The organism is Microbacterium sp. 22296 (genome assembly GCF_052045385.1).
In the GTDB taxonomy this organism is placed as follows: domain Bacteria; phylum Actinomycetota; class Actinomycetes; order Actinomycetales; family Microbacteriaceae; genus Microbacterium.
Genome location: NZ_JBQEOS010000001.1, coordinates 615384 through 638796 on the forward strand (window position 1 = coordinate 615384; position 23413 = coordinate 638796).

Annotated in this window: 20 protein-coding genes and 1 tRNA gene; all 21 read left to right on the plus strand. The window is 70.5% G+C overall.

What is annotated here, in order from left to right; translation table 11 throughout:
* Positions 1 to 38 precede the first annotated feature (38 nt).
* The 21 genes from rpoZ to ACTJJP_RS03085 all read left to right on the plus strand — a co-directional run bounded on the left by rpoZ (position 39) and on the right by ACTJJP_RS03085 (position 23252).
* Positions 39 to 293: a DNA-directed RNA polymerase subunit omega gene (gene rpoZ / locus ACTJJP_RS02985; protein WP_055837405.1), complete on the plus strand. Its 255-nt coding sequence runs from the start codon at positions 39 to 41 to the stop codon at positions 291 to 293.
* Between the two features lie 121 nt (positions 294 to 414).
* On the plus strand, positions 415 to 1608 hold the full coding sequence (gene metK / locus ACTJJP_RS02990; protein ID WP_440773546.1) for a methionine adenosyltransferase: 1194 nt from the start codon (positions 415 to 417) through the stop codon (positions 1606 to 1608).
* 304 nt (positions 1609 to 1912) lie between these two features.
* Complete coding sequence (locus ACTJJP_RS02995) at positions 1913 to 3895, plus strand: primosomal protein N' (protein WP_440773547.1); 1983 nt, start codon at positions 1913 to 1915, stop codon at positions 3893 to 3895.
* 88 nt (positions 3896 to 3983) lie between these two features.
* A complete protein-coding gene (fmt, locus tag ACTJJP_RS03000; RefSeq protein ID WP_440773548.1) occupies positions 3984 to 4901 on the plus strand; it encodes a methionyl-tRNA formyltransferase in 918 nt (305 codons plus the stop codon).
* Positions 4898 to 6268 carry an RsmB/NOP family class I SAM-dependent RNA methyltransferase gene (locus tag ACTJJP_RS03005; RefSeq protein WP_440773549.1) on the plus strand — a complete coding sequence of 457 codons (1371 nt, stop codon included), beginning with the start codon at positions 4898 to 4900 and terminating at the stop codon, positions 6266 to 6268. Before fmt ends, ACTJJP_RS03005 begins: the two co-directional genes overlap by 4 nt.
* Before the next feature lie 157 nt (positions 6269 to 6425).
* Positions 6426 to 7097, plus strand: a complete 672-nt coding sequence (gene rpe / locus ACTJJP_RS03010; protein ID WP_440773550.1) for a ribulose-phosphate 3-epimerase — start codon at positions 6426 to 6428, stop codon at positions 7095 to 7097.
* A 261-nt stretch (positions 7098 to 7358) separates the two neighbouring features.
* Positions 7359 to 7622 carry a phosphoribosyl-ATP diphosphatase gene (locus tag ACTJJP_RS03015; protein WP_094732978.1) on the plus strand — a complete coding sequence of 88 codons (264 nt, stop codon included), beginning with the start codon at positions 7359 to 7361 and terminating at the stop codon, positions 7620 to 7622.
* A 46-nt stretch (positions 7623 to 7668) separates the two neighbouring features.
* Positions 7669 to 8511 (plus strand): ATP phosphoribosyltransferase, encoded by an 843-nt coding sequence (hisG, locus tag ACTJJP_RS03020; protein ID WP_440773551.1) that lies wholly within the window; start codon positions 7669 to 7671, stop codon positions 8509 to 8511.
* Positions 8511 to 9275 (plus strand): imidazole glycerol phosphate synthase subunit HisF, encoded by a 765-nt coding sequence (hisF, locus tag ACTJJP_RS03025; RefSeq protein WP_440773552.1) that lies wholly within the window; start codon positions 8511 to 8513, stop codon positions 9273 to 9275. The genes hisG and hisF overlap by 1 nt, the downstream gene beginning before the upstream one ends.
* Positions 9272 to 9610, plus strand: a complete 339-nt coding sequence (gene hisI, locus ACTJJP_RS03030) for a phosphoribosyl-AMP cyclohydrolase (protein WP_440773553.1) — start codon at positions 9272 to 9274, stop codon at positions 9608 to 9610. The genes hisF and hisI overlap by 4 nt, the downstream gene beginning before the upstream one ends.
* Positions 9610 to 10197 (plus strand): Trp biosynthesis-associated membrane protein, encoded by a 588-nt coding sequence (locus ACTJJP_RS03035; RefSeq protein WP_440773554.1) that lies wholly within the window; start codon positions 9610 to 9612, stop codon positions 10195 to 10197. The genes hisI and ACTJJP_RS03035 overlap by 1 nt, the downstream gene beginning before the upstream one ends.
* Before the next feature lie 424 nt (positions 10198 to 10621).
* A complete protein-coding gene (locus ACTJJP_RS03040; protein ID WP_183419586.1) occupies positions 10622 to 10852 on the plus strand; it encodes a DUF6704 family protein in 231 nt (76 codons plus the stop codon).
* Positions 10853 to 10854: 2 nt separating this feature from the next.
* Positions 10855 to 11631, plus strand: a complete 777-nt coding sequence (gene trpC / locus ACTJJP_RS03045; RefSeq protein ID WP_440773555.1) for an indole-3-glycerol phosphate synthase TrpC — start codon at positions 10855 to 10857, stop codon at positions 11629 to 11631.
* Positions 11632 to 11750: 119 nt separating this feature from the next.
* The gene (gene trpB, locus ACTJJP_RS03050) at positions 11751 to 13022 is read left to right on the plus strand and encodes a tryptophan synthase subunit beta (RefSeq protein ID WP_440773673.1); all 1272 of its coding nucleotides are present in this window, start codon (positions 11751 to 11753) and stop codon (positions 13020 to 13022) included.
* Positions 13019 to 13825 carry a tryptophan synthase subunit alpha gene (gene trpA / locus ACTJJP_RS03055; RefSeq protein WP_440773556.1) on the plus strand — a complete coding sequence of 269 codons (807 nt, stop codon included), beginning with the start codon at positions 13019 to 13021 and terminating at the stop codon, positions 13823 to 13825. The genes trpB and trpA overlap by 4 nt, the downstream gene beginning before the upstream one ends.
* Entirely contained in the window at positions 13822 to 14826 is a 1005-nt protein-coding gene (lgt, locus tag ACTJJP_RS03060) for a prolipoprotein diacylglyceryl transferase (RefSeq protein ID WP_440773557.1), read from the plus strand. Before trpA ends, lgt begins: the two co-directional genes overlap by 4 nt.
* A 52-nt stretch (positions 14827 to 14878) precedes the next feature.
* Entirely contained in the window at positions 14879 to 19456 is a 4578-nt protein-coding gene (gene gltB / locus ACTJJP_RS03065; protein ID WP_440773558.1) for a glutamate synthase large subunit, read from the plus strand.
* On the plus strand, positions 19449 to 20915 hold the full coding sequence (locus ACTJJP_RS03070; protein WP_440773559.1) for a glutamate synthase subunit beta: 1467 nt from the start codon (positions 19449 to 19451) through the stop codon (positions 20913 to 20915). The genes gltB and ACTJJP_RS03070 overlap by 8 nt, the downstream gene beginning before the upstream one ends.
* Before the next feature lie 55 nt (positions 20916 to 20970).
* Positions 20971 to 22416: a pyruvate kinase gene (pyk, locus tag ACTJJP_RS03075; protein WP_440773560.1), complete on the plus strand. Its 1446-nt coding sequence runs from the start codon at positions 20971 to 20973 to the stop codon at positions 22414 to 22416.
* Between the two features lie 75 nt (positions 22417 to 22491).
* Positions 22492 to 22572, plus strand: a tRNA-Leu gene (locus tag ACTJJP_RS03080).
* 59 nt (positions 22573 to 22631) lie between these two features.
* Complete coding sequence (locus tag ACTJJP_RS03085) at positions 22632 to 23252, plus strand: ANTAR domain-containing response regulator (RefSeq protein WP_055954901.1); 621 nt, start codon at positions 22632 to 22634, stop codon at positions 23250 to 23252.
* Positions 23253 to 23413: the final 161 nt, after the last annotated feature.

Sequence of the window (23413 nt, forward strand, 5' to 3'; positions counted from 1 at the left end):
CCGCATCCACCCCATCCCGCCGAACCAGGAGGTTCCCCATGGCCGGACGTGACAAGGGCATCATCGACCCGCCCATCGACGCTCTGCTCGACAAGGTCGACTCGAAGTACCAGCTCGTCATCTACGCATCCAAGCGCGCGCGTCAGATCAACGACTATTACTCCGACCTGCACGAGGGAAACCTCTTCGACAACGTCGGCCCGCTGGTCGACTCCACGGTCGAGGACAAGCCCCTCACGATCGCGCTGCACGAGATCCACGAAGACAAGCTGCGCCTGCGCGCCGCGGAGTAATCCACCGTCTTCACCGGCTCACTCGTGAAGTGTTCACAGATGTGACGATGCCCCGGGCGGCTCACCGCCGTCCGGGGCATACTTGTGCCCGTTCCCTGCTCGCTATCCTCCCGGAGTCGTCTTGACCGACCTACGCCTGTTCACGTCCGAGTCCGTCACCGAAGGACACCCCGACAAGATCTGCGATCAGATCTCCGACAGCATCCTGGATGCCATCCTCACCGACGACCCCACGGGACGTGTGGCCGTCGAGACCCTCGTCACGACCGGACTCGTGCACGTGGCGGGCGAGGTGTCGACCCGGGCCTACGTCGAGATCCCCGCGATCGTCCGCGACGTGGTGAACCGCATCGGTTACACCTCGAGCGACACCGGGTTCGACGGCGAGTCGTGCGGTGTCTCCGTCTCGATCGGCGCGCAGTCCTCCGACATCGCCGCCGGCGTCAACAAGGCGTTCGAGCAGCGCGAGCGCGGATCCGTCGACCCCCACGACCTGCAGGGCGCCGGCGACCAGGGCATCATGTTCGGCTTCGCCACGAACGAGACTCCGCAGCTCATGCCCATGGCCATCTGGACGGCGCACCGTATCGCCGAGCGTCTGGCGGGAGTGCGCAAGAGCGGTGCGCTGCCGTTCCTGCGACCCGACGGCAAGACGCAGGTGACGCTCGGCTACGAGGGCTTCACCCCGCGGACCGTCGACAGCGTCGTGCTGTCGACCCAGCACCACCCCGACATCTCGCAGGAAGACCTGCGCGCGCAGGTGCAAGCCGAAGTCATCGACCCCGTGCTGGCCGAGACCGGCCTCGAGCTTCCCGATGTGAAGTACTACATCAACCCGGCCGGTCCCTTCGTCATCGGCGGCCCGAAGGGCGATGCCGGGCTCACCGGCCGCAAGATCATCATCGACACCTACGGTGGGGCCTCCCGCCACGGAGGTGGTGCGTTCAGCGGCAAGGACCCGTCCAAGGTCGACCGCTCGGCCGCGTACGCCATGCGGTGGGTCGCGAAGAACGCCGTCGCCGCGGGCCTCGCCGATCGCCTCGAGGTGCAGGTCGCCTACGCGATCGGCAAGGCGAACCCCGTCGGTCTGTACGTGGAGTCGTTCGGCACCGCTCACGTAGACGACGACGTGATCGTCCGCGCGATCCGCGACGTGTTCGACCTGCGGCCCGCGGCCATCGTCGAGCAGCTCGACCTGCTGCGCCCGATCTACGCGCAAACCGCGAAGTACGGTCACTTCGGCCGTGAGCTGCCCGATTTCACCTGGGAGCGCACCGATCGCGTCGACGAGCTGCGCGCCGCCGCCGGAATCTGAGCGTGCGGGCGGGCGCCGCACGGCGTAGCAGGGCGGGCGCCGCACGGCGTAGCGGGGCGGGCGTCGGCACGGCGACGAGCGAGCTCTCCCGGTCCCGCGACCTGGCTCGTGCGCGCTGCGGGACCTGTTCCGGTGTGCGACAGAGCGCGTGGTCCTACATCGGTCCCCGGGAGGACGAAGACAGGTGCCCCGGCGGCGCTCGTACGTGCTCCGGCGCCCGCGCACGCACGTCCCGCGGCCATCGAGCGCATACGCCTCCCGCCGCCGCCGCCCGCCCGCACTCCCGCGCCCGCGGTGTCCACCCGTGAGCGAACGTCGCGTCGCGCGCGTGCAGCTCGAGTCGCCCGTACCGCAGCTCGACCGCCTCTTCGACTACGCCGTCCCGCATCCGCTCGTGACCGACGTGGCCCCGGGCGTGCGGGTCAAGGTTCCGCTGCGCTCGGCGGGGCGCATGATGGACGCCTTCGTGATCGAGGTGGTGGCCGACGACGGCACCGAGCGCCCACTGTCGTCGATCGAGGCCGTGGTCTCGCCGATGCCCGTGCTGCCCGATCGTCTCTACACGCTCGCGCGACGCGTCGCCGACCGCGCCGCCGGCTCCGTCAGCGACGTGCTGCGGCTGGCCGTTCCCCGGCGCATGGTCCGCGCCGAGAAGGCATGGGTCGCCGCACCGCCGCCCGGGCCGCCCGATGTCGTACCGGCCGCCCGTGAGCGATCCGAGGTCGCGTTGCGCGCTTATCCCGGGCTTGCCGAGGCTCTCGACGCCGGTGAGCGTCTCGCGCTCGACGCACCCCCGCACCCGCATCCGGAGCTGCCACGCGGAGCGTGGGCCGACCTCCTCGCCGCCGCCGCCGTGCACACGCTGGCGCGGGGGAGGAGCGCCGTCCTCGTCGTGCCCGACTACCGCGATCAGGCTCAGCTTCTCGCGGCCCTCGGCGAGCTCGTGACCCCGGATGCCATCGTGCGCGACGACGCCGATCAGTCCGGCCCCGCACGCTACGCGCAGTACCTGCGCACCCTCGCGTCCGTGCCCTGCATCGTGGTCGGGCGCCGGTCGGGCGTCTACGCGCCCGCGCACGACACCGGGCTCGTGGCGATCTGGGACGACGGCGATTCGCTGTTGTCGGAGCCGCTCTCCCCGGGCGTGCACGCCCGCGATGCGGCCCTGGTGCGCCAGGAGCTCGAGGGCTCGGCTCTGATGTTCGCCGGGCACACGCGCACCACGGACGTGCAGAGGCTCGTCGAGGTCGGTTATGTGCGGGAGATCGCCCAAGCCCGCCGCCCCAGCCCGCGGATCGTGCTGAGCGCGACCCGCGAGGGGGAGCAGCGCCAGTCGCGTGTGCCCTCCTCCGCGTTCGCGGCGGCGCGCGAGGCCCTGCAGAACGGGCCGGTACTCGTGCAGGTCGCCCGTCCGGGTTACGCCCCCTCGCTCGTCTGCGCGGACTGCCGCCGCCCCGCCCGGTGCGCGCAGTGCGCAGGTCCCCTTCGCGCGGCTCGTCCCGGAGCGACCCCGGTGTGCGCCTGGTGCGGTCGCAGCGCGCACGCCTGGGCGTGCGGGCACTGCGGCTCGACGAAGCTGCGGATGGCGTCGTCGGGGAGCGAGCGCACCGCCGACGAGCTCGGTCGCGCCTTCCCGAACACCCGCGTGATCGTCGCCGACGGGGCCCATCCGGTGGCCGAGGTCGACTCCCAGCCGGCGCTGATCATCGCCACGCGCGGCGCCGAGCCGATCGCCCGCGGAGGATACCGCGCCGTCATCCTGCTCGACGGCGACCGGATGCTGCAGAGCGAGGCCCTGCGCATCGGCGAGAGCTGCCTGCGGTGGTGGTCGAACGCCGCAGCTCTCGCCGCACCCGGCGCGCCCGTGCATCTCGTCGGCGTGGCGGGGCCAGTCGCCCGGGCGCTCGCGACCTGGACGCAACCCGCATACGCGCGCGCCGAGTTGGTGGACCGGGCGCCGCTGCGCATGCCGCCCGCCGTGCGGGTCGCAAGCGTCGACGGCCACTCCCGGAGCGTCGACACCCTGCTCGCGTCCCTGCGCGAGACGGTGACCGACCTCGACCCGCTCGCCATCCTGGGGCCGGTCGATACCTCGGAAACGCCCGACCTCGCGACCTCGCGCGCGCTCGTGCGCTTCGATTACGCGCACGGACGGGCCGTCGCCGAGGCCCTGCGCGCCGGAGTCATCGCCGACGCGCTGCGCGCCCGCAAGTCCCGCAAGGATCGCGGTCCGAAGCCGCGCAGTACGCTCAGAGTCCGTCTCGACATCCCCGAGCCCGATCTGTGAGCGCCGCGCGCCGTCGGTCGAACCCCTCCGGAGTCCGTGTCGGCGCACCCGCCCGGATCCATCCGCCCCGAAACGCCTGAGGAGAACCATGCGCCTCGTCTTCGCCGGCACTCCCGCCGTCGCCGTCCCCTCCCTCCGTGCCCTCGCCGCCGGCCCGCACGAGATCATCGCGGTCGTCACCCGCAGCGACGCCCCGCTCGGACGCAAGCGCGTGTTCACCCCGTCGCCGGTCGCTCGGGCCGCCGACGAGCTCGGCATCCCGACCATCAAGGCAGACCGCCTGGACGCCGACGTCACCGAGCGGATCTCCGCACTCGCGCCCGACCTCGGCGTGATCGTGGCCTACGGCGGACTCGTGCGCGAGCCGCTGCTGTCAACGCCCGCGCACGGGTGGATCAACCTGCACTTCTCGCTCCTTCCGCGATGGCGGGGAGCCGCGCCCGTGCAACGCGCCCTCATCGCCGGCGACACCGTGACCGGTGCCTCCGTCTTCCAGCTCGTCGCGGCTCTCGACGCGGGCGACGTGTTCGCCGAGGAGCGGTACGAGGTGCCCGTCGGAGCGACCACCGCCGACGTGCTCGACGCCCTCGCCGAGATCGGCTCGCCCGTGCTCGCGCGCGTCGTCGACGGCATCGCCGACGGCACGGCGGTCGCGACCCCGCAGCGGGGGGAACCGACCCTCGCGCCCAAGCTCACGCTCGAGGACGGCGCGCTGGACTTCACCCAGGATGCCGAGACCCTCCTCCACCGCATCGCCGGCGTCACGCCCGAGCCCGGAGCCCATACGACCCTGGACGGCGCCCGCTTCAAGGTGCTGCGCGCAGCTCCCGCCGAGGCGCCCCCGCTCCCGCCGGGGCGGATCGCGGCATCCGGGAAAGACGTGATCGTCGGTACGGCTACCGTGCCTCTGCGCCTCGAGACGGTCCAGCCCGCGGGCAAGGGTGCCATGGCCGCCGGCGACTGGTACCGGGGTCTTCGCGCCGACGGACCGGTGCTCGGCGCATGAGCGTGCAGGGAGCGCGCGCCGTCGCGTACGAGGTCGTTCGCGCCGTCTCCGGCGACGAGGCCTACGCCAACCTGCTGTTACCGCACGCGATCATGCGGGCGAGACTGGATGCCAAAGACGCCGGTCTTGCGACGGAACTCACCTACGGCACCCTCCGCCGCCGGGGAACGTACGACGCCATCATCGCCGCCGCCGCCGACCGCACCGTCGACCGCATCGACCCGCACGTGCTCGATGCGCTCCGCCTCGGGGTGCACCAGTTGCTGTCCACGCGCGTCGCCTCGCACGCCGCGGTCAACGAGTCCGTCGAGCTCGCCCGTCGGCACGGCGGGGGCAAGGGCGCGGCGGGATTCGCCAACGCCGTGCTGCGCCGTGTCTCGCGCGACACGCCCGGGCAGTGGATGGACCGCATCGCCGCCGGCGCCCGCAGCGACGACGAGCGCATCGGACTGACCACGTCCCACCCCGTGTGGATCGTGCGGGCCCTGCGCCGCGCGCTCACCGCCGAAGGCCGGGCCGACGAGCTCGCCGCCCTGCTCGAGGCCGACAACGTCGCCCCGCGCGTGGCCATGATCGCCCTTCCCGAACTCGCCGAGGTGCCCGCCGACGCCTCACCCGCGCGCTTCGCACCCACCGCGTTCACCACCCGCGGCGGAGACCCCGAGGGTCTCATCCGCGCATCCGGCGGCCGTATCCGGGTGCAGGATGAGGGGTCGCAACTCGCTGCTCTCGCCCTCAGTCACGCCCTCCCGGTGCAGGCGGGTGAACGCTGGCTCGACCTCTGCGCCGGCCCCGGGGGCAAGACCGCCCTGCTCGCAGCCGAGGCGCTCGCGCATGGCGCGTCACTGGATGCCAATGAGATCTCGCCGGCGCGCGCCGGGCTGGTGCGACAGGCGGTGGCATCCGTGCCCCTCGCCGTCGAGGTGAGCGAGGAGGACGGGCGCGAACGCGCGGCCCGGATGCCGGAACAGTACGACCGCATCCTCGTCGACGCCCCGTGCACCGGCATCGGGGCGCTGCGCCGCCGGCCCGAGGCACGCTGGCGCAAGACCCCGGCCGATGTCCCCGACCTCACGGCGCTGCAGCAAGATCTGGTGCTCGCGGCCTTCGAGGCCCTGAAGCCCGGCGGCGTCGTCGCCTACGTGACGTGCTCGCCGCACCTGGCCGAGACCTCGGGCGTGCTCGCGGACGTCAGACGCGAGCTCGGCGACGCGGTCGAAGAGCTCGACGCCCGCGACGTCGTCCGCTCCGTGGCAGTGGACGACATCGACCTGCCCGACCAGCTCGACGGATCGCTCCGCGCGCAGCTCTGGCCCCACCGTCACGGCACCGACGCGATGTCGATCGCCCTCCTGCGCAAGCGCTGACCCGCCGCGCGCCTGCAGCGCGGGGGCGGGCCGTCCCTCTCGTCGGGCGCCCCCGCCACGCCATGCGGGCGTTGCACGGCGTGTCGCGGACGCTCGCGTCGACGGCCCGGGGGAGTGCGGCGGTCACGCCGGTGTGGTCCCCGCACATAATGGTCGGGTGCCTACCGACGCCTCCCGCATCAACCCGAGCATCCTCGCCGCCGACTTCGTGAACATGGAGGCCGAACTCGCGCGCATCGCGGGCGCCGACTTCGTGCACGTCGACGTCATGGACAACCACTTCGTGCCCAACCTGACGTTCGGGCCGCAGATGGTGGCGCGTATCCAGGAGACGAGCCCGGTGCCCCTCGACGTGCACCTGATGATCGACGACCCCGACCGCTGGGCCCCGGCGTACGCCGAGCTCGGCGCGGCATCCGTCACCTTCCACCTGGAGGCCGCGGCATCCCCGGTCGCCCTGGCGCGCCGGTTGCGCTCAATCGGTGCGCGCGCCGGTGTCGCCGTGAAGCCGGGCACTCCCGTCGAGAACCTCTTCGACTCCCTGAACGAGTTCGATCAGATCCTCGTCATGACCGTGGAGCCCGGCTTCGGGGGCCAGTCGTTCATGCCCGAGACCATGCCCAAGCTCCGCGCGCTCGCCGACGAAGCGAAGCGTCGCGGCGCGAGCGTGTGGCTGCAGGTCGACGGCGGCATCGGCGAGTCCACGATCGCGCAGGCCGCCGAGGCGGGGGCCGACACCTTCGTCGCCGGCTCCGCGGTCTTCGGCGCCGACGACCCCGACGCGGCGATCCAGTCGCTGCGAGCCGCGGCGTCCCGCCACCGCCACTGACCCCCGCGGCACGCGCCACTGCCCCGCATCACCCGCGTCGACACTCGCACGCTCGCTCCCCGCTCCCCGCGCCCGGCGCCCCGCGCCCCTCGAGAAACGGCATCCCTCCGAAGAAACGCCTCACCACGGCGTTTCTCCCCGCGAAACGCGTTTCTCACGACCCAGCAACACGGATGCAGCGACCACGCGCGTGGCGAGGACGTCAGGCAGCGCCACCCCGCCGCGACAGCCCCACCCCCGCCGACCCGATACCCTGGAACCGTGAAGACCTTCGACGACCTGTTCGCGGAACTCAGCGCCAAGGCCGTCGAGCGACCCGAGGGGTCGGGGACCGTCGCCCAGCTCGATGCCGGTGTGCACGCGATCGGCAAGAAGATCGTCGAAGAGGCCGCCGAGGTGTGGATGGCCGCCGAGTACGAGTCCGACGAGGCCGCTGCCGAAGAGATCTCGCAGCTGCTCTACCACCTGCAGACGCTCATGCTCGCGAAGGGCCTGTCGCTCGAGGACGTCTACCGACATCTCTGAGCCCCGCCCCTCCTCCCACAGCTCACCCCACACGAAAGCCCCCGTCATGCTGCGAATCGCCGTGCCGAACAAGGGGTCGCTCGCCGAGACCGCCGCCGAGATGCTCTCGGAGGCCGGTTACACCGGACGACGCGACTCGAAAGACCTGTACACCGTCGACCCCGTCAACGAGGTCGAGTTCTTCTACCTCCGCCCCCGTGACATCGCGACCTACGTCGGCTCCGGAGCCCTCGACGTCGGCATCACGGGCCGCGACCTGCTGCTCGACGCGCGGATGCCCGGCGCCCGCGAGGTCGAGTCGCTCGGCTTCGCCGGCTCGACGTTCCGTTTCGCCGGCCGCCCCGGCCGCTTCACCGACGTCGCCGACCTGCAGGGCCTGCGTGTCGCCACCGCCTACCCGGGCCTGGTCGACGCCTTCCTCGACGAGCGCGGCATCGCGGTCGACATCGTGCCGCTCGACGGCGCGGTCGAGTCCGCCGTGCAGCTCGGAGTGGCGGATGCCGTGGCCGACGTCGTCTCCACCGGCACGACGCTGCGTCAGGCGGGGCTCGAGATCTTCGGGCCCGTCCTCCTCGAGTCGGATGCCGTGCTCATCGCCGGTCCGCAGGAGGCCGAGGGCACCGAGACGCTCCTGCGTCGCCTGCGCGGCGTGCTCGCCGCCCGAAAGTACGTCCTCATCGACTACGACCTGCCCGCCGCCCTCGTCGAGCAGGCCGTCACCGTCGCCCCGGGCCTGGAGTCGCCGACGATCTCGCCGCTGCGCGACCCCGAGTGGGTCGCTGTGCGGGTGATGAGCCCGCGCCGCGACGTCAACCAGGTCATGGACGCGCTCTACGCGATCGGTGCGCGCGCGATCCTCGTCACCGAGATCCTCGCCGCGAGGCTCTGATGACCCTCGCGCGTCGCGTCATCCCGTGCCTCGACGTCGCCGCCGGCCGGGTCGTGAAAGGCGTGAACTTCCTCGACCTGCGCGACATGGGCGATCCGGTCGAGCTCGCGAAGCTCTACTTCGACCAGGGCGCCGACGAGGTCACGTTCCTCGACGTCACCGCCACCGTCGACGAGCGCTCCACGACCTACGACGTCGTCCGCCGCACCGCCGAGCAAGTGTTCATCCCCCTCACCGTGGGCGGGGGAGTGCGCTCCGCCGACGACGTCGCCCGCCTGCTCGCGGTCGGCGCCGACAAGATCGGCGTCAACTCCGCCGCCATCGCCCGCCCCGCCCTGATCGACGAGATCGCCGACCGTTTCGGTGCACAGGTCATCGTGCTCTCGCTCGACGTCAAGCGCGCGGCATCCACCCCCTCCGGCTTCGTGGTGACCACCCACGGCGGACGCACCGAGACGACCCTCGACGCCCTGGAGTGGGCGCGCGAGGCCGTCGAGCGTGGAGCGGGGGAGCTGCTGGTCAACTCCATCGACGCCGACGGCACGAAGCAGGGCTTCGACCTCGAGCTGGTCCGTCTGATGCGCCAGGTCGCCGCGGTCCCGGTCATCGCCTCAGGCGGCGCGGGTGCGCTCGAGCACTTCGCCCCGGCGATCCAGGCCGGCGCCGACGCCGTGCTCGCGGCATCCGTGTTCCACTCCGGCCAGCTGACCGTGGGACAGGTCAAGGACGCCATGGCCGCCGAGGGGATCGAGGTACGCCGATGAGCGTCGACCGTGTGAAGTACGACGCAGACGGCCTGGTCGCCGCGGTGATCCAGCAGTTCGACTCGCGCGAGGTGCTCATGGTCGGGTGGATGGATGCCGAAGCCCTGAACCGCACGCTCACGACCGGCCGTGTGACGTTCTGGTCGCGCTCGCGCCAGGAGTACTGGCGCAAGGGGGACACCTCCGGCCACATCCAGATCGTCAAGGGCGCGCGCCTCGACTGCGACGGCGACACGCTGCTGATCGAGGTCGACCAGATCGGTGCCGCCTGCCACACGGGCGACCACACCTGCTTCGACGCCGACGACCTGCATCCGGTCGTGGGGGAGCGCTGATGCGGCGCGCCCGCTCCACGGCCGTCCTCGCGATGCTCGCCGCCGGCGCGCTGGGAGTGATCGCGTCGACCCAGACCTGGATCGACGTCACCCTCGACGACGGTGCGCAGCAGACCCTCGCCGTGGCCGGCGCCGACGCGCTGCCCGTCCTCACACCCCTGAGCCTCGCGGCCCTCGCCCTGGGTGCCGCCCTGTCGATCGTCGGTCCCGTCCTGCGTCACGTGTTCGGCGTTCTCGGCGCCCTGATCGCGGTACTGGTCGGGGTGGGCACCGCGCAGCTGCTGATCGCACGCCCCGCGACCGCCGCAGCCTCGACCGTCACCGAAGCCACCGGCATCTCCGGAACGGATGCCGTCGCCTCCCTCATCTCGGGGTTCTCGCTGACGCCGTGGCCGGCGCTCACGTTGCTCGCGCAGGCGGTTCTGTTCGCCGCCGCGATCTTCACCCTGGTGACCGCTCGCCGGTGGGCATCCGGCGCGAGCCGCAAGTACCGCACGGCGACCGAGGCCGGCACCGACACCGGTCGGCCGCACGACGCGATCGACTCCTGGGACGACCTGTCCCGCGGCGACGACCCCACGGCCTGAGCCGTCCCGGCGGGCCGTCGCGCAGCGAGGCGTCGCGGCATCCATCGCCCGCGCGAGACGGGGACGGTTCGCGGCATCCATCGCCCGCGCGATACGGCGACGCGTCCCGGCATCCACCGGGCACGACCGGATGACCGTGGCGCGTCGCTCTGTCGCGCAGCGAAGCGTCGCGGCACCTCGCGCACCATCGAGAAACGGGTTCGCCGCGAAGAAACGCTGCAAGAGCGCGTTTCCTCCCGTCGATCGCGTTTCTCGGCGCCACGACGGAGAGGAACGGGCGGAGGGACGACGCGGGCGCGGAACGCGGCATCGCCTCGACGGAAGACCTCGCGACATCGAGACGCTGACGCCGGGACCCGCCTCACGCTTCGGTAGACTGGATCGACGCTTTTCCCCGCGCCCGCGCGCGACTGTTAGGAGCCCCATGAGCAACCCCATCGGTGACCCCGGCCACGGACACTCGCCCGCCGCCTGGACGGCCGTGATCATCATGCTCGTCGCGTTCACGCTCGGCACGCTGTTCTTCTGGCTCGACATGCCCGTGATGGTGTGGGCTTCAGTGGGTCTGCTCGTCGTCGGCGCGATCGTGGGCTGGGGCATGACCAAGGCCGGTTACGGCGCGGGCGGCGCGAAGTCGAACCCGAAGGCGCACTGACCGTGCTGGCCGATCTGACGGCCGGAGCGGTTGAAGACGCCGAGCAGCGCGCCGCGTCGCGTCCGCTCGCCCACGTCGAACGAGACGCCCTCGCGCAGGCCCCGGCTCGCGACGCCCTGGCGATGCTCGCCCCCGCCGACCGGGTCAAGATCATCGCCGAGGTCAAGCGCGCGAGCCCCTCGCGCGGCGACCTCGCCGCCATCCCCGACCCCGCGCGACAGGCGCGGCTGTACGAAGAGGGCGGCGCGTCGGCCATCTCAGTGCTCACCGAGGGGCGCAAGTTCAAGGGCAGCCTGGCCGACCTCGAGGCCGTCCGCGCCGCCGTGGGCGTGCCTGTTCTGCGCAAGGACTTCCTCGCCACTCCGTACCAGGTGCTCGAAGCGCGCGCGTCCGGCGCCGACCTCGTGCTGCTGATCGTCGCCGCGCTCGACCAGAAAACGCTCGCGGAGCTCTTCGCCCTGACCGCGGAGCTCGGCATGACCGCCCTCGTCGAGACGCACTCGGCGGAAGAACTCGAGCGCGCCGCCGACCTCGGCGCCAAGCTCATCGGCGTCAACGCCCGCAACCTCTCCACGTTCGAACTCGACCGCGACCTGTTCGGCTCGCTCGCCGACCGCTTCCCGGCCGATGCCGTGAAGATCGCCGAGTCCGCGGTGCTCGCGCCCGCCGACGTCGCCCACTACCGAGCCGCCGGCGCCGACGTCGTGCTCGTGGGCGAGGCCCTCGTGACCGGTGACCCGGTCGCCACCCTCCGCGCGTTCCTCCAGGAGACCTCATGACCACCCTCAGTGACCACGCACGGGACGACCGCGCACCGGGCGATCAGAAGCCCGGCGATCGGCCCGCGAGCCTTCGCGACCAGAAGGGGCCGTTCTTCGGCGACTTCGGCGGCCGTTACATGCCCGAGTCGCTCATCGCCGCCATCGACGAGCTGACCGAGGTCTACGAGTCGGCGATGGCCGATCCCGCCTTCCACGCGGAGCTGCGCGCCCTGCTGCACGACTACGCGGGCCGCCCGTCGGTCCTCACCGAGGTACCGCGTTTCGCCGAGCACGCGGGCGGCGCGCGGGTGTTCCTCAAGCGCGAAGACCTCAACCACACCGGATCGCACAAGATCAACAACGTGCTCGGGCAGGCGCTGCTCACCAAGCGCCTGGGCAAGACGCGCGTGATCGCCGAGACCGGGGCCGGCCAGCACGGCGTGGCCACGGCCACCGCGGCCGCTCTCTTCGGCCTCGAGTGCGTGGTCTACATGGGCGAGGTCGACACCGAGCGCCAGGCGCTGAACGTCGCCCGCATGCGCCTGCTGGGCGCTGAGGTCGTACCCGTCACGACCGGCTCCCGCACCCTGAAGGACGCGATCAACGAGGCCTACCGCGACTGGGTCGCCTCGGTCGAGACGACCAACTACATCTTCGGCACCGCCGCAGGTCCGCACCCCTTCCCGGCGATGGTCCGCGACTTCCAGAAGATCATCGGCGAAGAGACGCGTGCCGAATTCCTCGAGCGTCTCGGCCGGCTCCCGGATGCCGTGTTCGCCTGCGTCGGCGGTGGCTCCAACGCCATCGGCATGTTCGACGCGTTCCTCGACGACGAGGGCGTCGCGCTCTACGGCGTCGAGGCGGCCGGCGACGGTGTCGACACCCCCAAGCACGCGGCATCCATCGGTCGTGGTCGCCCCGGAGTCCTGCACGGCGCACGGACGTACGTACTGCAGGACGAAGACGGCCAGACCACGGAGTCGCACTCGATCTCGGCGGGCCTGGACTACCCCGGTGTCGGTCCCGAGCATGCCTGGCTCGCCGACCTGGGTCGCGCGACGTACATCCCCGCCACCGACGACGAGGCGATGCAGGCCCTGCGCCTGCTTTCGCGCACCGAGGGCATCATCCCCGCGATCGAGTCGGCGCACGCCCTGGCCGGCGCCCTGCGCGTCGGACGGGAGATGGGCCCGGATGCCGTCATCGCGATCAACCTCTCGGGTCGCGGCGACAAGGACATGGACACCGCGGCGCGGTACTTCGACCTCTACGACGCCGAGCACGCGCCGGAGGAGGCGAACGGCCCCGCGCAGACGCGTGCGGCCGAGGCCGTCGCATCGGCGCCCGGCTCACCCGTCGACGTGACAGCGGCGCCCGACGCTGCGAGCGGCGCAGGGGTCGAGCTGTGACCTCGCGCGTCTCCGCCGCGATCGATGCCGCCCAGGCCGAGGGGCGCGGGGCGTTCGTCGGATACCTGCCCGCCGGCTTCCCCGACGTGCAGACGAGCATCGACGCAGCCGTCGCCCTGGCCGAGGCCGGTGCCGACGTGATCGAGCTCGGCCCGCCTTACAGCGACCCGGTGATGGACGGCCTGGTCATCCAGGAGGCCACGCAGACGGCGCTCGCCAACGGCTTCCGCATGCGCGACCTGTTCACCATCATCCGCGAGGTCACGGCGCGCACCGAGGTGCCGGTCCTGGTGATGACGTACTGGAACCTCGTCGAGCAATACGGCATCGACCGGTACGCCGACGAACTCGTCGCCGCCGGGGGAGCGGGTCTCATCACGCCCGACATCACGCCCGACGCCGGTGCCGCCTGGATCGCCGCGAGCGAGCGCACCGGCCTCGACCGCGTGTTCCTCGCCGCCCCCACCTCGTCGGACGAGCGTCTGCGGATGATCGTCGAGGCCTCGACGGGCTTCGTCTACACCGTGTCGACCATGGGGATCACGGGGGAGCGCACGCAGCTGGATGCCGCAGCCCGCACGCTCGTCGAACGTCTCCGCACCTTCGGCGCGCAGCACGCGTGCGTGGGCATCGGTATCTCCAACGCCGAGCAGGTCGCCGGGGTCGTCGACTACGCCGACGGCGCGATCGTCGGCACGGCGCTGGTCAAGGCGCTGCGCGACGGCGGCGTCGACGGTCTGTCGGAGCTCGCACGGGAGCTGTCCACGGGCACGACGCGGCGCGCCTTAGACTCGTTCGCATGACGTTCGCCCTCTCGAGCGCCGCCTCCGGCGTGCTCGCCAGCATCCCGAGCCCGACCATCTCGTACGTCGATCTCGGTCCGCTCCGCATCCACTTCTACGCCCTCTGCATCATCGCGGGCATCATCGTGGCGGTGTTGCTCACGAACGCTCGCCTGACGCGCCGGGGCGCCGAGAAGTGGATCGTCATCGACATCTGCCTGCTGGCGGTTCCGCTCGCGATCATCGTGGCGCGGATCTACCACGTCGTCACGCACCTCGGCTTCTACTTCGGGCCGGGGTCGAACCCCTGGAACATCACCCAGCCGGGCTCCGTCTGGGCGATCTGGGAGGGCGGCATCGCCATCTACGGCGCGCTGATCGGCGGCGCCGTCGGCGCGATCCTCGGCTGCAAGTGGACCGGCATCCGGTTCTGGACCTTCGCCGACGCCGTCGCCCCGGGCCTCATCATCGCGCAGGCGATGGGCCGCTTCGGCAACTGGTTCAACCAGGAACTCTTCGGCCAGCCGACCGACCTGCCCTGGGGACTCGAGATCGCGGCCGGCAACCCGGCGATCCCCGTCGGACTGCCATCCGGCACGCTTTTCCAGCCGACCTTCCTCTACGAAGTGATCTGGAACCTGCTCGGTGCCGCCGTCATCCTGTGGGCCGGAAACCGCTTCGGACTGCAGTGGGGCAAGCAGTTCGCGATCTACCTCATCTGGTACTCCGCGGGCCGAATCGTCTGGGAATCCATCCGGATCGACCCCAGCGACATCATCCTGGGCCTGCGCACCAACGTCTGGGCGGCCATCTTCGGCGTGGTCCTCGGCATCGTGATCTTCGTCGTGCAGTCCCGTCGTCACCTCGGTCTGGAGCCGTCGCCGTACGTGCCCGGTCGCGAGGGCAAGGCTCCCGGGGCTGTAGACTCAGGCGACCCCTCTGACTTCGTCGACGTGAGCGAGCCGCCCGCGACGAGCGACACCGTCGGCACCAGCGCCACAAGCAGCCCCGCCACGAAATAACACTCTGGGCCGACGTCGTCCCATCCGAAGCATCAACGTGAGGACGGTTGATATGGCTTCCAGCCTGCGTTCCGACACCGTCGGAGGCTCATTCCCGGCCCGACAGGGAATGTACGACCCGTCGTTCGAGAAAGACGCCTGTGGCCTCGCCATGGTCGCCACTCTCCGCGGCGAAGCCGGTCACGACATCATCGACCTGGCGCTGACGGCACTGCGCAACCTCGAGCACCGCGGCGCCATCGGCTCCGACGCGGGCACCGGCGACGGTGCCGGCATCCTGACGCAGATGCCCGACGCGTTCCTGCGCGCCGTCGTCGACTTCGACCTGCCCCCGGTGGGGGAGTACGCCGCCGGCATGGTGTTCCTGCCGCTCGGGCACGACGAACGCACCGCGATGAAGGCGGGCATCGAAGAGATCGCGCGTCACGAGAACCTCGAGGTGCTCGGCTGGCGCGAGGTCCCCGTCGAGCACGAGAACCTCGGCAAACTCGCCTACGAGGCGCGACCCGCCTTCGAGCAGCTGTTCGTCGCGCGCCCGGCCGTGGGCGAACAGCCGGCGCTGTCGGGCATCGCGCTGGATCGCCGCGTGTACCGCTTGCGCAAGCGCGCACGTCACGAGATCGACGCCTACTTCGTGTCGCTGTCGAGCCGTACGCTCGGCTACAAGGGCATGGTCACGACCCTCCAGCTCGAGCCGTTCTACCCCGACCTGTCGGACGAACGTTTCGCCTCCGAGCTCGCCGTGGTGCACTCGCGCTACTCGACCAACACGTTCCCGTCGTGGCCGCTCGCGCAGCCGCTGCGCATGCTCGCGCACAACGGCGAGATCAACACCGTCAAGGGCAACCGCAACTGGATGCGCGCCCGCCAGTCGCAGCTGGAGTCCCATTTGATCGGCGACGTGCGTCCGCTGCTGCCGATCTGCACCGAGGGCGCCAGCGACTCGGCATCCTTCGACGAGGTCCTCGAGCTGCTGACCCTCACCGGGCGCAGCCTTCCGCACGCGATCATGATGATGGTCCCCGAGGCGTACGAGAAGCAGGCGACGATCGACCCCGCCCTGCGCGCCTTCTACGACTACCACTCCATGCAGATGGAGCCGTGGGACGGTCCCGCCGCCCTGATCTTCACCGACGGCACGCTCGTGGGCGCGACCCTCGACCGCAACGGCCTGCGCCCCGGGCGCTGGACCGAGACGACCGACGGCCTCGTCGTCATCGGGTCCGAGACCGGTGTGCTCGACTTCGCGCCCGAGCGCATCAAGCGGCGCGGTCGACTGCAGCCGGGCCGCATGTTCCTCGTCGACACGGCCCAGCGCCGCATCGTCGAGGACGAGGAGATCAAGGCCGACCTGGCTGCGCTCCAGCCGTGGGGCGAGTGGGTCGAGAAGGGCCGCGTGAAGCTCAGCGAGCTCCCCGAGCGTGAGCACATCGTGCACCCCATCGCCTCGATCACCCGCCGCCAGCGCACCTTCGGCTACACCGAAGAAGAGGTGCGCATCCTGCTCACCCCCATGGGTCAGGGTGGGGCCGAGCCGCTCGGCGCCATGGGCAGCGACGCTCCCGTCGCGGTGCTCAGCGACCGTCCGCGCCTGCTGTTCGACTACTTCTCGCAGCAGTTCGCGCAGGTGACCAACCCGCCGCTCGACTCCATCCGCGAAGAGGTCGTCACGTCGCTCTCCCTGGGCCTCGGTCCCGAGCGCAACCTCCTCGACTGGGGGCCCGACCACACCCGTACGGTGACGCTCGACTTCCCCGTGATCGACAACGACGAGCTCGCCAAGATCCAGCACATCGACACCGCGCTTCCGGGCCGATCGTCGGTGACCGTCCGCGGCCTGTATCGCGTCGAGGCCGGTCACAAGGGGCTGCAGAAGCGCCTGGTGCAGATGTGCTCCGAGGTCGACGCCGCCATCGAAGACGGCGCCGAGTTCATCGTGCTGAGCGACCGCGACTCCAACAAAGACCTGGCGCCGATCCCGTCGCTGCTCATGCTCGCGGCGGTGCATCACCACCTCATCCGCAAAGAGACCCGCATGAAGGTCGGCCTGGTGGTCGAGGCCGGCGACGTGCGCGAAGTGCACCACGTCGCCACCCTCATCGGATACGGCGCCTCCGCGGTGAACCCGTACCTCGCGATGGAGACCGTCGAGTACCTCGTGCGCGCCGGCTTCATCAGCGACATCACGCCGGAGAAGGCCGTCAAGAACCTGATCTACGCGCTCGGCAAGGGCGTGCTGAAGATCATGTCGAAGATGGGCATCTCGACCGTGTCGTCGTACGCCGGCGCCCAGGTGTTCGAGGCCGTGGGGCTGTCGCGCGACTTCGTCGAGGCCTACTTCACCGGCACCGAGTCCAAGCTCGGTGGTGTCGGGCTCGACATCATCGCCGCCGAGAACGCCGCTCGCCACGAGTACGCCTACCCGCAAGATGCCGCAGCTCGGGCGCACGAGCGCCTGTGGACCGGTGGCGAGTACCAGTGGCGTCGCGACGGCGCCCCGCACCTGTTCAATCCCGACACGGTGTTCCGTCTGCAGCACGCCACGCGCGAGCGCCGATACGACATCTTCCGCGAGTACACGCAGCTGATCGACGACCAGGCGCACGAGCTCAAGACGCTGCGCGGACTGTTCGGTCTGCGCACGGGCACCCGCCCCGCCGTGCCGATCGACGAGGTCGAGCCGGTCTCTGCCATCGTCAAGCGCTTCTCGACCGGTGCGATGAGCTACGGCTCGATCTCGAAAGAGGCGCACGAGGTCCTCGCGGTGGCGATGAACCAGATCGGCGGCAAGAGCAACACCGGTGAGGGCGGGGAAGACGTCGACCGTCTGCTCGACCCCACCCGGCGCAGCGCCATCAAGCAGGTGGCATCCGGTCGCTTCGGGGTGACGAGCCTGTACCTCACCGAGGCCGACGACATCCAGATCAAACTCGCTCAGGGCGCCAAGCCCGGCGAGGGCGGTCAGCTGCCGCCGACCAAGGTCTACCCGTGGGTGGCCCGCACACGCCACGCGACCGCGGGCGTGGGCCTCATCTCGCCGCCGCCGCACCACGACATCTACTCGATCGAAGACCTCAAGCAGCTCATCTTCGACCTCAAGCGCGCCAACCCCTCGGCCCGCATCCACACCAAGCTGGTCAGCCAGTCGGGTATCGGTGCGGTCGCCGCCGGTGTCGCCAAGGCGCTGAGCGACGTCATCCTGGTCTCCGGTCAGGACGGCGGTACGGGCGCGAGCCCCATGAACTCGCTCAAGCACGCCGGCACCCCGTGGGAGCTGGGCCTCGCCGAGACGCAGCAGACGCTCATGCTCAACGGCATGCGCGATCGCGTGGTCGTGCAGGTCGACGGTCAGATGAAGACCGGTCGCGACGTGATCATCGGTGCGCTGCTCGGGGCCGAGGAGTTCGGCTTCGCCACCGCTCCGCTGGTGGTCTCGGGCTGCATCATGATGCGCGTCTGCCACCTCGACACGTGCCCCGTGGGCGTCGCGACGCAGAACCCCGTGCTGCGCCAGCGCTTCACCGGCAAGGCCGAGTACATCGTCAACTTCATGGAGTTCATCGCCCAGGAGGTACGCGAGTACCTCGCCGCGCTCGGCTACCGCTCGATCGATGAGATCGTCGGCCACGCCGAGCTGCTCGACGCCAACGAGGCGATCCAGCACTGGAAGGCGCGCGGGCTCAACCTCGCGCCGATCCTCGAGGGACCCCGCTTCGCGGACGACGAACCTCGCCGTCACGGCCGTAACCAGAACCACGAGCTCGAGGATCACTTCGACGTGCAGCTCATCGAGCGCGCGCAGGACGTCATCGCTCACGGCGGTCAGCTCACGATCGATCTGCCCATCCGCAACACCGCGCGTGCCGTGGGGACGATGCTCGGACACCACGTCACGAAGGCGCGGGGCGAGCACGGCCTGCCCGAGAACTCGATCGACGTGCGCCTGACCGGATCGGCCGGGCAGTCGTTCGGCGCGTTCATGCCCGCGGGAATCACGCTGCGCCTCGAGGGCGACTCGAACGACTACGTCGGCAAGGGGCTGTCGGGCGGCACGATCGTCGTGCGCCCGCCGCGCGGGTCGACGTTCGCGGCCTCCGAGAACGTCATCGCCGGAAACGTCATCGGCTACGGCGCCACGCAGGGACAGATGTTCCTGAACGGTGTCGTGGGCGAGCGCTTCCTCGTGCGCAATTCCGGCGCCACGGCGGTCGTCGAGGGCGTGGGCGACCACGCTCTCGAGTACATGACCGGTGGTCTCGCGGTCATCCTCGGTGCCACGGGCCGCAACCTCGGCGCCGGCATGTCGGGTGGACAGGCCTACGTCTACCGGCTCGACCGGAACCTCGTGAACCGCGATGCCATGGCATCCGGCGAACTCGAGCTCGGCCCCCTCGGATCCGGGGATGCCGAGATCCTGCGCGACCTGCTCGCAAAGCACGTCGCGGAGACCGATTCCACCCTCGCCCGTCGTCTGCTCGACGACTTCGAGACCGAGGTGGACAACTTCGTCCGGGTGCTGCCACGCGACTACGCCGCCGTGCTGCAGACCCGCCAGGAGGCGATGTCGGAGGGGCTGGACCCCGACGGCGACGTCGTCTGGAAGCGCATTCTGGAGGTGACGGGTGGCTGACCCGAAGGGCTTTCTCAAGACCACGGAGCGCGAGCTCCCGAAGCGTCGACCGGTGCCCGTGCGCATCATGGACTGGAAAGAGGTGTACGAGCCGGGCGATTCGGCCGTCATCCGCCGCCAGGCCGGTCGGTGCATGGATTGCGGCATCCCGTTCTGCCACAAGGGATGCCCGCTCGGCAACCTCATCCCGGAGTGGAACGACCTGACCTGGCGCGGTGAGGGGCGAGCCGCGATCGAGCGTCTGCACGCGACGAACAATTTCCCGGAGTTCACCGGACGCCTGTGCCCCGCTCCCTGCGAGAGTTCCTGCGTGCTCGGCATCAACCAGCCGGCCGTGACCATTAAGCAGGTCGAGGTCTCGATCATCGACGAGGCGTTCGCGAACGGCTGGGTCGAGCCCGAGCCGCCGGAGCGACTGACCGGCAAGACCGTCGCCGTCGTGGGCTCCGGTCCCGCCGGCCTCGCGGCGGCCCAGCAGCTCACGCGCGCCGGCCACACGGTGGCGGTGTTCGAGCGCGACGACCGCATCGGCGGACTCATGCGATACGGCATCCCCGACTTCAAGATGGAGAAGCGCCACCTCGAGCTGCGCCTGCGCCAGATGCAGGCGGAGGGAACGCGCTTCCGCGCGGGCGTCGAGATCGGCAAAGACATCTCGTGGAGCGACCTGCGGGCGCGCTACGACGCGGTCGTGGTGGCCACCGGCGCCACCGTGCCGCGCGACCTCGCCATCCCGGGCCGCGACCTCGACGGCGTCCACTACGCCATGGAGTACCTCATCGAGGGCAACAAGGCGGTCGCGGGCGATCAGGTCCCCCAGCAGATCAGCGCCGCGGGCAAGCACGTCGTCGTCATCGGCGGCGGCGACACCGGAGCCGACTGCATCGGTACCGCGCACCGCCAGGGCGCCTTGAGCGTGACGAACCTCGCGATCGGCAAGCAGCCGCCGTCGGAGCGTCCCGCCGAGCAGCCCTGGCCGATGATGCCGAACCTGTTCGAGATGGCCTCGGCGCACGAAGAGGGCGGGGAGCGTTCGTTCCTCGCCTCCACCGTGGAGTTCCTCGGCAACGCCGCTGGCGAGGTGCGCGCCCTGCGCGTCGCCGAGACGGAGTACCTCGACGGTCGCCGCGTGCCCAAGAGCGGCACCGAGCGCGAGATCCCGGCCGACCTGGTGCTCATCGCGATGGGCTTCACCGGTCCCGAGCGCGAGCACCTCGAAGACCAGCTCGGCACGCAGTTCACCGGGCGCGGAAACGTCGAGCGCGATGCCACCTACGCGACGACCACGCCGGGCGTGTTCGTCGCGGGCGACGCCGGTCGCGGACAGTCCCTCATCGTGTGGGCCATCGCCGAGGGCCGCGCCGCCGCCGCCGAGGTCGACACGTTCCTCATGGGCGAGACGGTGCTGCCCGCACCGGTGCGCCCCACCGATGTCGCCATCGGCCTCCTGCCCGCCTAAGCTGGCAAGGGCCGATCGGCCACTTCCCGAAAATCCTCACGGAGCTTGAAAACGGATGAGACGCGCCAAGATCGTCGCAACACTCGGGCCCGCCACGTCGTCGTATGAGATGGTTCGCGCCATCATCGACGCCGGGGTGGACGTCGCCCGCCTCAACCTGAGCCACGGAGACTACTCCGTGCACGACGCCAACTTCGCCAATGTGCGCAAGGCCGCGGAGGACGCCGGCCGTCCGGTCGCCGCCCTGGTCGACCTGCAGGGCCCCAAGATCCGCCTCGGCAAGTTCGAGAACGGTCCCCACGACCTGCTGCCCGGTGACATCTTCAAGATCACCATCGAGGACATCCTCGGCACGAAAGAGATCGTCGGCACCACGTTCAAGGGCCTGCCCCACGACGTGAAGCCCGGCGACTTCCTGCTGATCGACGACGGCAAGGTGCGCGTGCGCGTCGTCGAGACCGACGGCACCGTCGTGACCACAGAGGTCGTCGTCGGCGGCCCCGTGTCGAACAACAAGGGCATCAACCTGCCCGGCGTCGCGGTCAACGTCCCCGCGCTGAGCGAGAAGGACGAGGCCGACCTCCGCTGGGGTCTGAAGGCCGGAGCCGACCTCATCGCGCTGTCGTTCGTACGTGATGCCTCCGACATCGTGCGCGTGCACGAGATCATGGCCGAGGAGGGGCGCTACGTGCCCGTCATCGCCAAGATCGAGAAGCCGCAGGCGGTCGACAACCTCGAGGAGATCATCGACGCCTTCGACGGCATCATGGTCGCCCGTGGCGACCTCGGCGTCGAGCTTCCGCTGGAGGCCGTGCCGATCGTGCAGAAGCGCGCCGTCGAGCTGGCCCGCCGCATGGCCAAGCCCGTCATCGTCGCGACGCAGATGCTCGAGTCGATGATCTCGAACCCCGTCCCCACCCGTGCCGAGACCTCCGACGTCGCCAACGCCGTGCTCGACGGTGCCGACGCGGTCATGCTCTCGGGCGAGACCAGCGTCGGCGACTTCCCGGTGGTGGTCGTCGAGACGATGGCCCGCATCGTGGAGTCCACCGAGGAGCACGGCCTGGAGCGCATCGCGCCCCTGACCAACAAGCCCCGCACCCAGGGCGGCGCGATCACACTCGCCGCGGTCGAGGTCGCCGACTTCGTCGAGGCGAAGTACCTGTGCGTCTTCACCGAGTCCGGAGACTCGGCCCGCCGCATGTCGCGCCTGCGTTCGACCATCCCGATGATCGCGTTCACGCCCGAGCCCGGCATCCGTCGTCGCCTGGCGTTGACGTGGGGTGTTCGCTCGACGCTGGTGGAGCACGTGTCGCACACCGACAAGATGTTCCTCCAGGTCGACGACTACCTGCTGTCGAACGACCTCGCGAAGGTCGGCGACAAGGTCGTCGTCATCTCGGGTTCCCCTCCCGGAATCGCGGGTTCGACGAACGACTTGCGGGTGCACCGGGTGGGCGATGCCGTTCACGGCGCGGCCCCCGGGTACCAGGAAGTCTGAGCTCAGACGACGCGCGCCGGTCGATCCGGCGCGCGTCGTCGCGCTCCCGCCCGCTAGGTTGGGAGCGCAACACTTGCCGGTGTGGCGGAATGGCAGACGCGGGGCACTCAAAATGCTCTGTCGCAAGACGTGTGGGTTCGAGTCCCACCACCGGTACCCGTACAGCATCCCGTGCGACCCAGGGCTAGGCGCCCTTCCAGACTTAGGATGGTTCCGTGACTGATCAAGAAGCCGTTACCGGCAGCGCCCCCGCGGCTCCCCGCCGCGTCGTCGTCGCGGAAGACGAGTCGCTCATCCGCCTCGACATCGTCGAGATCCTCCGCGACAACGGCTACGACGTCGTCGGCGAAGCGGGCGACGGCGAGACGGCGGTGCAGCTGGCGACCGAGCTGCGTCCCGACCTCGTCATCATGGACGTCAAGATGCCGCAGCTCGACGGCATCAGCGCCGCCGAGAAGCTGAGCAAGAACCACATCGCCCCCGTCGTGCTGCTGACGGCCTTCAGCCAGAAGGAGCTCGTCGAGCGCGCGAGCGAGGCGGGTGCCCTCGCCTACGTCGTCAAGCCCTTCACGCCCAACGATCTGCTGCCGGCGATCGAGATCGCCCTGGCCCGCTACGAGCAGATCATCACGCTCGAGGCCGAGGTCGCCGACATGGTCGAGCGCTTCGAGACCCGCAAGCTCGTCGACCGCGCCAAGGGCCTGCTCAACGAGAAGATGGGCCTCAGCGAGCCCGAGGCGTTCCGCTGGATCCAGAAGGCCTCGATGGACCGCCGCCTCACCATGCAGGACGTCGCGAAAGCCATCATCGAGCAGTTGGCACCCAAGAAGGCCTGACCGCCGCCCTTTTCGAGAATGGATGCCACTCCGGTGGCATCCATTCTTCGTTGGGCCCCGGACCCTTCGACAGGCTGAGGGACCTACGCACACAGGTGGCTGAGCCCGTCGAAGCCACCGAGACCCGCATGGGCTCCGTACCCTTGGACAGGCTCAGGATC

What these genes read in the sequence shown, in the direction of transcription:
- ACTJJP_RS03035 (WP_440773554.1), top strand. Translation starts at nt 9,610, where the DNA reads ATGCGGCGCGCCCGCTCCACGGCCGTCCTCGCGATGCTCGCCGCCGGC.
- trpB (WP_440773673.1), top strand. Translation starts at nt 11,751, where the DNA reads ATGCCCGAGTCGCTCATCGCCGCCATCGACGAGCTGACCGAGGTCTAC.
- pyk (WP_440773560.1), top strand. Translation starts at nt 20,971, where the DNA reads ATGAGACGCGCCAAGATCGTCGCAACACTCGGGCCCGCCACGTCGTCG.
- fmt (WP_440773548.1), top strand. Translation starts at nt 3,984, where the DNA reads ATGCGCCTCGTCTTCGCCGGCACTCCCGCCGTCGCCGTCCCCTCCCTC.
- gltB (WP_440773558.1), top strand. Translation starts at nt 14,879, where the DNA reads ATGGCTTCCAGCCTGCGTTCCGACACCGTCGGAGGCTCATTCCCGGCC.
- lgt (WP_440773557.1), top strand. Translation starts at nt 13,822, where the DNA reads ATGACGTTCGCCCTCTCGAGCGCCGCCTCCGGCGTGCTCGCCAGCATC.
- hisI (WP_440773553.1), top strand. Translation starts at nt 9,272, where the DNA reads ATGAGCGTCGACCGTGTGAAGTACGACGCAGACGGCCTGGTCGCCGCG.
- hisF (WP_440773552.1), top strand. Translation starts at nt 8,511, where the DNA reads ATGACCCTCGCGCGTCGCGTCATCCCGTGCCTCGACGTCGCCGCCGGC.
- hisG (WP_440773551.1), top strand. Translation starts at nt 7,669, where the DNA reads ATGCTGCGAATCGCCGTGCCGAACAAGGGGTCGCTCGCCGAGACCGCC.
- rpoZ (WP_055837405.1), top strand. Translation starts at nt 39, where the DNA reads ATGGCCGGACGTGACAAGGGCATCATCGACCCGCCCATCGACGCTCTG.
- ACTJJP_RS03040 (WP_183419586.1), top strand. Translation starts at nt 10,622, where the DNA reads ATGAGCAACCCCATCGGTGACCCCGGCCACGGACACTCGCCCGCCGCC.
- ACTJJP_RS03005 (WP_440773549.1), top strand. Translation starts at nt 4,898, where the DNA reads ATGAGCGTGCAGGGAGCGCGCGCCGTCGCGTACGAGGTCGTTCGCGCC.